The organism is Nocardioides exalbidus (genome assembly GCF_900105585.1).
In the GTDB taxonomy this organism is placed as follows: Bacteria; Actinomycetota; Actinomycetes; order Propionibacteriales; family Nocardioidaceae; genus Nocardioides; species Nocardioides exalbidus.
Genome location: NZ_FNRT01000002.1, coordinates 1,956,841 through 1,969,459 on the forward strand (window position 1 = coordinate 1,956,841; position 12,619 = coordinate 1,969,459).

13 protein-coding genes are annotated in these 12,619 nt (G+C 72.8%); 6 read left to right on the forward strand and 7 right to left on the reverse strand.

The features are described 5' to 3' along the window. The first annotated feature begins 168 nt into the window (after positions 1-168). Both BLV76_RS22125 and BLV76_RS09685 read left to right on the forward strand, forming a co-directional pair. Positions 169-825: an ANTAR domain-containing protein gene (locus BLV76_RS22125; protein ID WP_139306536.1), complete on the forward strand. Its 657-nt coding sequence runs from the start codon at positions 169-171 to the stop codon at positions 823-825. 49 nt (positions 826-874) lie between these two features. Beyond that, the gene (locus BLV76_RS09685; protein ID WP_139306537.1) at positions 875-1,555 is read left to right on the forward strand and encodes a response regulator transcription factor; all 681 of its coding nucleotides are present in this window, start codon (positions 875-877) and stop codon (positions 1,553-1,555) included. Positions 1,556-1,567: 12 nt separating this feature from the next. Here BLV76_RS09685 and BLV76_RS09690 read toward each other — a convergent pair whose 3' ends face one another. From BLV76_RS09690 to BLV76_RS09705, 4 genes are all read right to left on the reverse strand, one after another. Then, positions 1,568-2,017, reverse strand: coding sequence for a hypothetical protein (locus tag BLV76_RS09690; protein WP_090968940.1), 450 nt, complete (start codon positions 2,015-2,017; stop codon positions 1,568-1,570). Positions 2,018-2,068: 51 nt separating this feature from the next. Beyond that, entirely contained in the window at positions 2,069-2,776 is a 708-nt protein-coding gene (locus BLV76_RS09695; RefSeq protein WP_090968941.1) for a GAF and ANTAR domain-containing protein, read from the reverse strand. Positions 2,777-2,848: 72 nt separating this feature from the next. Further along, positions 2,849-3,559 (reverse strand): GAF and ANTAR domain-containing protein, encoded by a 711-nt coding sequence (locus BLV76_RS09700; protein ID WP_090968942.1) that lies wholly within the window; start codon positions 3,557-3,559, stop codon positions 2,849-2,851. Further along, positions 3,556-3,897 (reverse strand): ANTAR domain-containing protein, encoded by a 342-nt coding sequence (locus BLV76_RS09705; protein ID WP_090968943.1) that lies wholly within the window; start codon positions 3,895-3,897, stop codon positions 3,556-3,558. The genes BLV76_RS09700 and BLV76_RS09705 overlap by 4 nt, the downstream gene beginning before the upstream one ends. Before the next feature lie 175 nt (positions 3,898-4,072). Here BLV76_RS09705 and BLV76_RS09710 point away from each other — a divergent pair, with 175 nt between their 5' ends. Both BLV76_RS09710 and BLV76_RS09715 read left to right on the forward strand, forming a co-directional pair. After that, positions 4,073-5,047, forward strand: coding sequence for an AraC family transcriptional regulator (locus tag BLV76_RS09710; RefSeq protein ID WP_090968944.1), 975 nt, complete (start codon positions 4,073-4,075; stop codon positions 5,045-5,047). Positions 5,048-5,205: 158 nt separating this feature from the next. Continuing rightward, on the forward strand, positions 5,206-5,952 hold the full coding sequence (locus BLV76_RS09715) for a sigma-70 family RNA polymerase sigma factor (protein ID WP_090968945.1): 747 nt from the start codon (positions 5,206-5,208) through the stop codon (positions 5,950-5,952). Between the two features lie 107 nt (positions 5,953-6,059). Here the strand turns inward: BLV76_RS09715 and BLV76_RS09720 are convergent, their stop codons facing one another. Genes BLV76_RS09720 through BLV76_RS09730 form a run of 3 tightly spaced genes read right to left on the reverse strand, consistent with a single transcriptional unit; the run spans position 6,060 to position 10,386 of the window. Further along, positions 6,060-7,487: an NAD(P)/FAD-dependent oxidoreductase gene (locus tag BLV76_RS09720; RefSeq protein ID WP_090968946.1), complete on the reverse strand. Its 1,428-nt coding sequence runs from the start codon at positions 7,485-7,487 to the stop codon at positions 6,060-6,062. A gap of 3 nt (positions 7,488-7,490) precedes the next feature. Beyond that, entirely contained in the window at positions 7,491-8,858 is a 1,368-nt protein-coding gene (locus tag BLV76_RS09725) for an aspartate aminotransferase family protein (protein ID WP_090968947.1), read from the reverse strand. Beyond that, on the reverse strand, positions 8,851-10,386 hold the full coding sequence (locus tag BLV76_RS09730) for a CoA-acylating methylmalonate-semialdehyde dehydrogenase (protein ID WP_090968948.1): 1,536 nt from the start codon (positions 10,384-10,386) through the stop codon (positions 8,851-8,853). The genes BLV76_RS09725 and BLV76_RS09730 overlap by 8 nt, the downstream gene beginning before the upstream one ends. A 103-nt stretch (positions 10,387-10,489) precedes the next feature. Here BLV76_RS09730 and BLV76_RS09735 point away from each other — a divergent pair, with 103 nt between their 5' ends. Then, a complete protein-coding gene (locus BLV76_RS09735; RefSeq protein ID WP_245734615.1) occupies positions 10,490-12,103 on the forward strand; it encodes a PucR family transcriptional regulator in 1,614 nt (537 codons plus the stop codon). Positions 12,104-12,270: 167 nt separating this feature from the next. Beyond that, entirely contained in the window at positions 12,271-12,594 is a 324-nt protein-coding gene (locus tag BLV76_RS09740; protein WP_090968949.1) for a cupin domain-containing protein, read from the forward strand. Positions 12,595-12,619 lie beyond the last annotated feature (25 nt).

The window sequence follows — 12,619 nt, forward strand, 5'->3', positions numbered from 1 at the left end:
GTCGTGTCCTGACTACGCCGTCGCCCCCGGTGTCGCCACACCCGGATGACCGTGGGCGGCCGCGGGTACTGGTCAGGGCACCGACCGCACGCCCGGGCGGGTGTGGTGTGGTGAGGACCAGCGAGGGACGATCGATACATCAGGACCGACAAGTGCGAGGGGGATGCCGTGGAGCTGCTGCCCCAGAGCAGAGAAGCCCTCGACGAGTACGTGACACCGACCCTCGACGACGTCGAGGCCCTGCTCCGAGTCATCGAGGGCTGGGCCGTGCGCACCGTCCCCGAGTGCGTCGCGGTCAGCGTCACCCTGCTCGAGGACGACCTGACGTTCACCCTGGTCGACGACGTGTCGGCCGCCCAGCACCTCGCGTCACCGGCGCGCACCGAGCAGTCCGAGCCCTTCGACCTGCACGCGCTCGACGAGGACGGCTGGGCCGACATGGCACGTGAGCGGGCCTTCACCGGCATCGCGAGCTCGGTCTCGATCCCGGTGGTCGAGCACGGGCGTGCCGTCCTCAACATCGACCTCTACGCCTCGACCCCCCATGCCTTCCACGACCGCATCGACGACCTGGTGGACGCCCTGGGCGCCTGGCAGGCGGGCGCGGTCACCAATGCCGACCTCGGCTTCGACACGCTCCGGCGCGCCGAGGCCGCACCCGAGCGGCTCCGGGAGCAGCGGATGGTCGACGTGGCGGTCGGGCTGGTCGCCGCCCGGACCGGCGTCACCACCGAGGACGCCCTCGCCATGCTGCGCGAGGCAGCCCAGCGGGCCGGCATCTCCGAGACCCAGGTCGCGGTGGTGGCGCAGAGCCTCCTCGCCTGACCCCGATCCCCCAGCGCATCACGCGCGACGAACAAAGGCACATCACTTCATGGAAAAGCCCCCTGCACCCACTGCTCGCCACATCAAGGTGGCGGTCCTCGACGAAAGCGAGCTCGTCGTGCACGGCTTGCGATCCATGCTCGAGCCGCACTCGGCGTACGTCACCGTGGTGCCGCACCGCTCGGGTGAGGCGTCCCCGCTCTGCGACATGACCCTCTACGACCCCGCCGGCCCGGGCCGGGCCTCCGGCACCAGGGGCATGCCCCAGCGCTTCCCCTCCCGGATGGTCGCCTACGGCTGGGACTGCAGCCCCGAGGCCGTCTCCACCGAGATGTCGCGCGGTGCGGCCGGCTTCGTGAGCAAGTGGCTCCCGTCCCGGCGCCTGGTCTGGAACCTGCTCCACATCGCCGACGGCCGCACCCGGGTCGACGCCTGGACCGGACGCGACGACACCTCGTCGCCGAGCGCCGAGCAGTGGCACCTGACCCAGCGCGAGACCGAGGTCCTGGCGCTGATCGCCGCCGGCCGGGCGAACCGGGAGATCGCGGAGGAGACCAACCTCAGCATCAACTCCGTGAAGTCCTACATCCGCGGCGCCTACGCCAAGATCGAGGTCACGTCCCGGTCGCAGGCGGTGCTCTGGGCCATCCAGCACGGCCTGCTCATGTCGGGTGACGCTGACGTCGAGGTCCACCAGTCGCGTCCCATGGACCTCTCGGCCCGCGTGTAGGCGAACCCCGCTTCACGTCTCGTCCGAGACCTCGTCGGGTCTTGCCTCGTGGCCGCGCCGGCCGTGGGTGCGACGCAGCTCCTTCATCTCGGCCTCGAACACGTGCCGCCTGCCCTCGACGAGCTCGTCGAGGGCGCGCTGCTGGATCGACCGGGCGCGCGCGTAGTAGCCGTCGTCGAACTCCTCGACCATCTGGAACGACCACCGGCCCGGTAGGGGGTTGCCGCCGAGCACGTCGCGGTCGAGCGCGTCGGCCAGCTCCGGGTGCCCGGCCTCGCGCACCATCGCGGTGGCCTCCTCCAGCGTGGACTCGGCGCTGCCCATCAGGCGGTGGAAGGCGTACAGGTGGCCGCGCGCGTCCTCGACGTGGTCGAGCGCTGCCGAGAGCTTCCCGAGCGCCTCGACGGTCGCGTCGGTGACGCCGTCGGGACGGCGGTGCTCGTCATCGGGACCGTCGCTCATCCGCCGAGCCTCACACACGCAGGCCGCGCGCGACACCGTCCCTCGGGGCGGTCACGACCCGCCGACCCCGTCCGCGCTGCCCGGGAGCCGGCGCTCGGCGACGACCTGGGCCGCCAGGTCGCGCAGCTTGCGGCTGTGCTCGGAGGAGAGGCGTCGCATCACGTTGAAGGCCGTCTCGGGGTCGAGGCCGTAACGCTCCATCACGATGCCGGTCGCCTGCCCGATGACGGTCCGGGTCTCCAGCGCCGACGCGAGCTGGTCGTCGTTGATCGAGCGGGCCAGGGCGACGGCACACATCGCCGCGATCACCTGGCCGTGCAGGACGTCGTCCTGGGCGAAGGCTCCCGGCTGCTCGGAGTAGACGTTGAGCGCGCCCCACGTGTTGTCGCGGGTGAAGAGCCGGAAGCTGATGCTCGCGCGGACGGCGAGACCAGCCACCATGGCGCGGCCCCAGTCGGGCCAGCGGTCGTCGATCGCGAGGTCGTCGACGATGACCGTCTCCTCGCGACGGATCGCGTCGAAGCAGGGTCCCTGCCCCAGGGCGTACTGCGACTCGTCGAGCCGGCGCAGCTCCTCCGTGGACGCCACCGGCGTCCGGATCCGGTCGTGCTCGACCAGCGAGACGCCGACGTAGTCGCAGGAGTCGAAGAACTCGGGCGTCAGCTCGACCATGCGCTGCAAGGTGTGCGGCGGGTCGGGCTGTGCGTTGAGGTCGCGCACTGCGGCTCCCAGCTGGCGTGCGAAGACCTCGGTGTCCATGGCCACCCGTCCTCCCGTCCCCTCGACGCTCCCACCGGTGCGCCGGTGGGACGAGCCCCGCAACGGACCGGGCTAGTCAGGAAGGCTACCGGTGTCGAGCAGGTGCTCGGCGATCTTCCCGATCTTGGTCCGTCGGTTGCGCGCGGCGGTGCGCAGCTCGTTGAACGCCGCCACCGCGTCGGTGGACTGCTTCGCCATCAGGAACCCGACGGCTCGCTCGATCACGACGCGGTAGTCGAGGGCGTACTGCAGCTGCTTGGCCAGCTCACCCGCCGTGTGGGCCTGGAGGGCTGCCGAGAGCGTGGTCGAGATGACCTCCGCGTAGCGGGTCAGGGCGGCGACCTCGCTGTCGTCCCAGACGTGTGGGCGCTCGCGGTAGACGTCGAGCGTCCCCACGGGGACGCCGCCGAGCAGGACCGGCACGCCGAGCACGGCGCGCACGGGCTGGTCGGCGAGGACCGCCGCGAGTCGCGGCCAGCGCTCGGGCTCAGCGGTGATGTCGTGGCTGGTCACGACCTGTGACTTGACGAAGGCCTCGGTGCACGGACCCTCGCCCGCCTCGGCCTCGGTCTTCTCCAGGATGCGACCAGGGCCGTCGCTGGCGGCGGCATAGCTGAGCATGTCCTGCTCGTCGGAGATCAGGATGCCCGCGCCGTCGACGTCGAAGAGGTCGACGCACGCGGTGACCACGAACTGGAGCGCGGAGTGGATCCTGCCGTCGTCGGCGCGCGGCTCGGCCAGCCGGCGGATGCTCTCGGCCAGGGCCGCGTCGTCGATCGTCATGACGACGGATCTTGCCACGGCCCGACCGGCCACCCACCCTCCGGCAGGCAGTCCTCGAAGGAGGCGATCATCCGAAGGTCGTCAGCACCCGCCGAGCCGTCGTGGGCGGCGACGAGGACGCGCGCGACGGTGCTCACCTCGGAGCCCGCGTCGCGCGCCACCTGCTGCAGCGTGCGCCACGCCTCGGGCGTGCTGCACGCGAAGCGCACGGTCATCAGGCCCAGTGCGCGGCCGACGTCGTGGTGCGAGCGCACCACGTCCTGCAGGTTCGCGATCTCCTCGCGGAGCGGGTCGGCGGGCTGTGCGGGCTCGCCGGGGTGTGAGGGTGTCCCGGTCATGCGTCACCTTTCAATGACGGAGGTCCGCGGACACAGGGCGGAGCGGTTGAACAGCGAGTCGAGTTTACAGGGGCGACCTCAACAGTTCCCACCCCGGCCTTTGTGACGTTCGGTTAGAGTCGAGGAGACTCGAGCCCGCGGTCGCCGTTCGCCTCTTCCGAGGGGGTCCCGCCCGATGCCGACTTCTGCCCGACCCGCTGCCCGGAGTGACTTCGACTTCGAAGGCCGCGGTGACGCCGCCCGCCACTGGCTCGACACCGCCTACGGCACCACGCTGCGGCTCTCCGGCCGGATGGGCACCGTCCAGCACCAGCGCGCCGACCACGGTGGGATCGCGTTCGACCACCTGAAGATCGACGCGCGCTTCGCCTTCGACTCCGACCCGATGCCCGCACTGGTCGTCGTCGACATGATCGACGGCGACCTGGAGTACACCCGCGACGGGGTCACCGACCACAGCCACGACGGCGACACCGTGCTCGCTGCGGGGTGGGACATGCCCTTCCGCGGGCGCAGCGGGGACCGCTACGAGGTCCGCGCGACCACCTTCACGGCCGAGACGATCACGGCGGCCGTGGAGGAGGTCGAGCCCGACTACCCGTGGCAGCACATCGCCTTCACGTCCTACGTCCCCCGGTCCCCGGCCGCCGGCGCCCGGTGGCGGGCCACGGTCGACGAGCTGGTCACGTGGTTCCCCCGTGCCGAGGACGAGCTGGCGCACGCCGAGGCGACCCGGCTGCTGGGGCACGTGCTCCTGCAGACCTTCCCCAACAACGTCGTCGGCGGCGACCGCGGCCGGGACGACCGCGACCTGCGCGACGCCACGCCCTCGACGATCCGCCGGGCCATCGACGTGATCGAGGAGCGCGCGCACGACGACCTCAGCCTCGCCGAGCTCGCCCGCGCCTGCCGGGTGTCTCCGCGCACGCTGCAGTACGCGTTCCGCCGCCACCTCGGCTGCACCCCGCTGGCCTACGTGCGCCGGGTCCGGCTCGACCTCGCACGTCAGTCCCTGCGCGACGGGACCGCGGCGTCGGTCAGCGACGTGGCGGCCCGGTTCGGGTTCTACAACCCGGGCCGGTTCGCCGCCGACTACCGGCAGGTCTTCCACGAGAACCCCCGCCAGACCCTGACGCGCACACTCGGCTGACCCGGGTCGCCCAGGCCGCCCGGTGCGTCAGGGCGGAATTGACGCGGCGATTCGCTTTCCGGCTGTTGTGGATCTGCTGTACATGTCACGTTCAGGTTGTGACCTGCTGGAGACGCCGGCAGCTCTCCACCTGACTGCGCCGCAAAGGGGGCCGACCCATGGTGCCCGTGCACCTCGTCCCGCACCTCGTCCCGCACCTCGAGCCCGGCTGCGACCGAGCGGCTCGTGACGAGCTGATCGAGTCCCACATCCCGGTGGCGCGCTCGATCGCCGGGCGCTACCGCAACCGCGGCATCGACCTCGACGACCTCGAGCAGGTGGCCCTGCTGGGGCTCACCAAGGCGGCCGACCGGTTCGACCCCGCGGCAGGGCACGAGTTCATGTCCTACGCCGTCCCGACCATGCGGGGTGAGATCCGCCGCTACTTCCGCGACCACGGGTGGATGGTGCGTCCGCCGCGCCGCGTGCAGGAGCTGCAGGCGCGCATCGCAGGCATCGAGGACACCCTGGCCGCCCGGCTCGGTCGCTCGCCGCGTCCCAGCGAGATCGCCGAGCACCTCGACGCGGACCTCGCCGACGTGGAGGAGGCCCTGGCCGCCGACGGCTGCTTCACGCCCGCCTCGCTCGACCTCCCCGTGGGCAACGGCGACGCGACCCTGGGCGAGCTCCTCGGGAGCGAGGACCGCAGGTTTTCCCAGGCCGAGGCGCACGTCGTGCTCGCGCCGGTCGTCCGCCTCCTGTCCGAGCGCGACCGGCTCGTGGTCCGGCTGCGCTTCCGCGACGAGCTCACCCAGCGCGAGATCGCCCGGGCCGTCGGACTCACGCAGGCGCAGGTCTCGCGCATCCTCGACCGGGTGCTGAGCGAGCTGCGCGCTGGTCTCGCCGGGAGGGTCCCGGCCGCCTGACCGCCCCCTGCGACGCCGGTGTGTCGCCTGTTGCCGCCCCCCACTGTGCACAGGCAAGGTGCAGTCCCGACCGGCGTCGCAGCGGGGCACGACGTGGCGTGGCGCGCCTACGAGTCGAAGCCGAGCCCGGCCGCGTCGAGCACGCGCAGGAACGCGTTGCGTCGCCCCTCGCGGTGGTCGGCGCGGTCCAGCGACCAGCGGGTCAGGTTGATGCCTGCCGACGCGAGCGGCTCGGGCGGGAAGGGCAGTGGCCGCTCGCGCACCATCCGCAGCCGGGTCCGCTCGGTGTCCGCGCCCGCGAGCAGGTCGAGCAGCACCTCGGCGGCGAACCGGGTCGCGCCGACGCCCAGGCCGGTGAAGCCCGCGGCGTGCGCCACCCGGCCGTGGTGGGTCAGGCCGTAGAACGCGGTGAACTGGGTGCACGTGTCGATCGCACCGGCCCATCGATGGCTGAACCGCACGTCCTCGAGCTGCGGGAAGGTCGCGAGGAAGTGCGAGGCCAGCCGGGCGTGGCTCTCGGGCCGGTCCTCGTGGCGCGCTGCCACCCGGCCGCCGACGGGATGGACGGCGTCGTACCCGCCCCACAGGATGCGGTTGTCGCGGGTCAGGCGCGAGTAGTGGAACTGGTTGGCGAGGTCGCCGAGGCCCTGCCGCCCGGCCCAGCCGACCGAGGCGAGCTGGTCGTCGGTCAGCGGTTCGGTCATCAGGACGTAGTCGTAGACCGGCACGGTCATCAGCCGGTTGCGGCGCAGGAGCGACGGGAAGACGTTGGTCGCGAGCACGACGTCGGCGGAGGTCACGACGGCGCGGTCGGTGTGCACCTCGACGCCCCGGCCCGAGGACGTACGACGCAACACGGTCGCGGCCGAGTGCTCGTGGACCTCGACCCCGAGCCCGGCGGCGACCCGGGCGAGCTCCCGCGCCAGCCGGGCGGGGTGGACGAGGGCGGTGTCGGGCCGATCGAGGTGGGCGTCGAGGGAGCCGCCGAGGAACAGCGGGCTGTCGATCACCTCCCGCACCCGCGTCGTGTCGAGGAAGCCCGGCTCGTCGCGCAACCACTCCAGCTGGTGCTCCTCGACGGCGACCGACAGCGTCCCGGCGCGCTCCCACTCGCACGCCAGCCCGAGGTCACCGACGTCGACCTCGAAGGCGTCGAGGTTCTCGCGCCCAAGGCGTTCGAGGACGTCGTACTCCTCGGGCCAGCGGCTGCGCCCGTTGTCCTCGCCGTGGGTGATCGAGGCCTCGCAGAACCCGCCGTTGCGCCCCGACGCCGCCCAGCCGACGGTGTGCGACTCGAGCAGCACCACCCGGCGGCCGGGGTCGCGGCGCTTGGCGTGCACGGCCGCCCACAGGCCGAGGTAGCCGCCGCCGACGACGGTGAGGTCGGCCGTCGTGCTCGCCGAGAGCTCGGGGAACTGCTGTGCGGCACCGGCGTCCTCGAGCCAGAAGACCGCCTGCCGGCTGCCCGCGAGCGACCGCTCGACGACCCGCGGGTCGGGGGCGTGGCGCTCGTAGGCGGTCGGGTGGGGAGGCACGTGTCAGGCGGTCGCGGCGAGCGCGTCGTCGAGGATCGCCAGGCCCTCGCGAACCTCCTCGTCGCTGGTCGTCAGCGGCGGCACGACGTGGATCCGGTTGAAGTTCACGAAGGGCAGCAGGCCGCGCTCCTGGCAGCCCTTGACGATGGCGCCCATCTCCGGGCTGGAGCCCCCGTAGGGGGCGAGCGGCTCGCGGGTCGCCCGGTCGCTGACCAGCTCGATCGCCCAGAAGGCGCCCGTGCCGCGCACCTCGCCGATCCGGTCGTGCTTCGCGGCGAGCGCCGCCAGGCCGGGGCCGATCACGTCGGCGCCGAGCCGCTCCGCGCGGCCGACGACGTCCTCGTCCTCCATCGTCCGGATGGTCGCGACCGCGGCCGCGCACGCCAGCGGGTGGCCGGAGTACGTCAGCCCGCCGGGGTAGGAGCGGTGGGCGAACGTCGCGTGGACGGCATCGCTGATCGCGACGCCGCCGAGCGGGACGTACCCGCTGTTGACGCCCTTGGCGAAGGTGAGCAGGTCGGGGACCACGCCTGCCCCGTGTGATGCGTGCTCCACGGCGAACCACCGTCCCGAGCGGCCGAAGCCCGACATCACCTCGTCGGCCACCAGCACGATGCCGTGGCGGTCGCAGATCTCGCGCACGCCGGCGAGGTAGCCGGGCGGCGGGACCATGATCCCGGCGGTGCCGGGAATCGCCTCGAGGACGATCGCGGCGACGGTCGACGGTCCCTCGAGCGCGACGACCTGCTCGAGGTGCTCGAGCGCGCGCTGGCACTCCTCGGCCTCGGTGGTGGCGTGGAAGGCGCTGCGGTAGAGGAACGGCCCGAAGAAGTGCACGGTCCCGGTCGAGCCGTGGTCGCTGGCCCACCGCCGCGGGTCGCCGGTCATGTTGACCGCGAGCTGGGTGCCGCCGTGGTAGCTGCGGTAGGTCGTGAGCACCTTGTGCCGGCCGGTGTGCAGCCTCGCCATGCGTACGGCGTGCTCGTTGGCGTCGGCGCCGCCGTTGGTGAAGAAGACGTGGTCGAGGTCGCCGGGGGTGTGCGAGGCGATCAGCCGGGCGGCCTCCGAGCGCGTGCCGTTGGCGAAGGCCGGGGCGACCGTGGCCAGGTGGCCGGCCTGCTCCTGGATCGCGGCGACGATGCGCGGGTGCTGGTGGCCGAGGTTGGTGAAGACCAGCTGGGAGGAGAAGTCGAGGTACTGCTGGCCGGCGCCGTCCCAGACGTGGCTGCCCTCCGCGCGGGTGATCACCATCGGGGAAATCTCGGCCTGGGCGGACCACGAGTGGAAGACGTGCGCGCGGTCGAGCTCGTAGGCCCGCCCGGCGTCGTACGTGCTGGCGAGGTCGCTGGTCGTGGAGAGGACGTCAGTCATTGCGCGGGAACCCCAGCTCGAGACCGCCCGCGGGCCGGTTGGCGGGGTCGATCCACCGGGTGGTGACGACCTTGCCGCGGGTGAAGAAGTGCACGCCCTCGGTGCCGTGGGCATGGGTGTCGCCGAAGAGCGAGCGCTTCCAGCCGCCGAAGGAGTAGTAGGCGACCGGGACCGGCACCGGGACGTTGACGCCGATCATGCCGACCTCGACGTCGGCCTCGAAGCGCCGCGCGGCGCCGCCGTCGTTGGTGAAGACCGCGGTGCCGTTGCCGTACTGGTTGGCGTTGACCAGCGCGACGGCCTCCTCGTAGGTCTTCACGCGCACCACGGACAGGACCGGGCCGAAGATCTCCTCGGTGTAGATGTCCATGTCCGGCGTCACGTCGTCGAAGAGCGTGGGGCCGAGCCAGAAGCCCTGCTCACCGCCGCGCGCCGTGACGTCGCGGCCGTCGACCACGACCTTCGCGCCGGCGGCCTCGCCCGAGTCGATGAAGGAGGAGACCCGGTCGCGGTGGGCCCTCGTGACGAGCGGGCCCATGTCGGCCTCCTTCTGCTCGCCCGTGGCCCCGCGCCCACCGTCGCCGATCAGGAGCGTCCGGGTGCGGTCGGCGATCCGGGCGACCAGCTCGTCACCGATCGGGTCGACCGCGACGAGGACGCTGATCGCCATGCAGCGCTCGCCGGCGCTGCCGTAGCCCGCGTTGACCGCCGAGTCGGCGGCCAGGTCGAGGTCGGCGTCGGGGAGGACGACCATGTGGTTCTTCGCGCCGCCGAGGGCCTGGACGCGCTTGCCGTGGCGGCTCGCGGTCTCGTAGACGTACTCCGCGATCGGCGTCGAGCCGACGAAGCTGATCGAGGCGACGTCGGGGCTGGTGAGCAGCGCGTCGACGGCGACCTTGTCGCCGTGCAGGACGTTGAAGACGCCGTCGGGCAGCCCGGCCTCCTGCCAGAGCGCGGCCAGCCAGTTCGCGGCCGACGGGTCCTTCTCGCTCGGCTTGAGCACGACGGTGTTGCCGGCGGCGATCGCGACCGGGAAGAACCACATGGGCACCATGGCCGGGAAGTTGAAGGGGCTGATGATCCCCACGACACCCAGGGGGACGCGCTTGGAGTGCACGTCGACGCCGGTCGAGGCCTCCTCGCTGTGGCCGCCCTTGAGGAGGTGGGACATGCCGCAGGCGAACTCGACGACCTCGAGGCCCCGGGCGATCTCGCCCAAGGCGTCGGAGTGCACCTTGCCGTGCTCGGCGGTGATGATCGCGGCGAGCTCGTCCTTGCGGCTGTTCAGCAGCTCGCGGAAGGCGAACATCACCTGCGTACGACGCGCCAGTGACGTCGTGCCCCACGCCTTCGACGCCCGCTTCGCCGCGGCGATCACCTGCGCGGCGTCCGCCTCGCCGGCCAGCGCGACGCGTCCGGTCACCTCGCCGGTCGCCGGGTTGGTCACGTCGGCCCAGCCGGTGGGCTCGCCCGTCAGGAGGGCGCCGTCGGCCCAGTGCACGATGTCCTGCTGATCGAGGGTGGTCATGGACGCCATCCTGCTCGTCGTACGATGCCGACGCCGCTGTCGGATCGTCGGCATCGAGGTCGCGTGCCAGACAGACCGTCGGGCGTGGTCGTAGGCTGCGGCCGTGGCCGAGGTGACGCCGGGCGTGACGCTCCAGGAGGCGCTCGCCCTGCCCACCTTCCGCCGGGCGGCGCCCCGGGTGGTCGCCGGCGCCTCGGCGACCGACCGGCCGATCCGCTGGGTGCACGCCACCGAGCGCCCCGACGTCCGCGACCTGCTGCGCGCCGGTGACCTGGTGCTCACCATGGGCACCGGTCTCCCGGACGACGACGACACCCCAGGACTGACCGCCTTCGTCGACGAGCTGGTCGACGTCGGCAGCGCGGGGGTCGTCGTCGAGCTCGGCCGACGCTGGACCACCGCCCTCCCTGGCGCGCTGGTCGAGGCCTGCGAGCGGCACGGGCTGCCGCTGGTCGTGCTCGACCGGGAGACCCGGTTCGCCGCACTGGCCCAGGAGATCGGCGAGCGCGTGGTCGACCACCAGCTCACCGAGCTGCGCGAGGCCCAGCGGGTGCACGAGACGTTCACCGAGCTCAGCTTCAGCCAGGCAGGTCCGGTCGAGATCCTCCAGGCCGTGCAGCGCCTCGCGGGCGGCCCGGTCGTCGTGGAGAACGCCCAACACCGCCCGCTCGACTACTTCGCCGGTCCCGACGACCCGACCGGCTCGGCCGGCTTCCTCGACGGCTGGCCCGCCCGGTCCCGGCGCGTCGAGGTCACCGGGCGCACCGGCTGGGACGCCGCCAACGGCTGGCTCGTCACCCGGCTCGGCAGCGCCGACCAGGCCTGGGGCCGCCTCGTGATCGGATCGCCCGCGGCGCCTCCGCAGCGGCTCGTCGCCGTCGCCGAGCGCGCCGCCGCCGCGCTCGCCCTGCACCGGCTGCACGACCGCGACCGCGGCACCCTCATGCGGCGCACCCACCTCGAGCTGCTCACCGGGCTGACCGAGACCCCCGACTCCGACGAGGTGCTGCACCGCTGCGAGCTGGCCGGGTTCCCGATCCGGCGGCGGTCGTTCGTCGGGCTCGTGGTCCGGCCCCGCATCGGCACCTCGGCCCCGGCCGACCTCGACGAGGTCGCCGCCACGGTCGTGCGCGCGACCCACGGGCTGCGGCTCCCGGCGCTGGTCTGCGAGGTCGAGCGCGACCTCCGGGTGCTGGTCTCGGCGCCGGCCCCGGCAGACGCGGACGAGCTCGTCGACCGGGTGGCCGCGCGGGTGCGGCCGCACCACGACGTCGTGCTCGCTGCGGGTCGGGCCGTGTCCGACCGTGCCGGCATCGCGCGGACGCTCACCGAGGCCGGTCAGGTCGCCGACGCGGCGCCCCAGTCGCGCCGGGACTTCGACCCCGACGTCCACCGCCTCGCCGACCTCCACCTGCGTGGCCTGCTCGCGCTGCTCGGCGACGACGAGCGGGTACGGCTCTTCGTCGACCGCGAGCTCGCCGCCCTCCGCCGGCACGACCGGGCCGACGGCTCCCGCACCGACCTGGTCGCCGCCCTGCGGGCGCTGCTGACGCACCCGGCGAGCAAGACCGAGGCGGCCGCGAGCCTGCACTTGTCGCGCGCCGCGTTCTACGACCGGCTCGCCCGGATCGAGGCGATCCTCGGCGCCGACCTCGACGACCCCGACGTCCGGGTGTCGCTCCACGTCGCGCTGGTGGCCGACGACCTCTTCTCGTGATCCCCGGTGAGCCGGGGATCACTGAACATGTCGGCCCGTGCAAGGCCCGACATGTTGAGGAAGAGCCTGACAAGTCAGGTTGCCGATCAGCCAGATCGTCCGAAGAGGACCGCAACAACCGACAGATCGTCGGTCCGCCCGCGCGCGACTGCTGGGACGATGGGCAGATGTTCCGCGTGCTCGACGTCGAGGCCGCCGTGCCGACCGCACCGCTCGACCCCGCGACCGTCGTCGACGGGTCGCCGTCGGCGGGCTCGCGTGCCCTCGCCGCCGTCGCCGGCGTCGAGGTCGGCGTGTGGGAGATGAGCCCCGGCACGGCCACCGACGTCGAGGTCGACGAGGTCTTCGTCGTCCTGTCCGGCTCGGCCACCGTCACCTTCGAGGACGGCGAGCGGGTCGACCTCGCTGCCGGCTCCGTCGTACGCCTGCGTGCCGGGGAGCACACGACCTGGGTCGTCCACGAGACCCTCCGCAAGATCTACGTCGCCTGACCCCGTCCAGTCCCAGGGAGCCTCC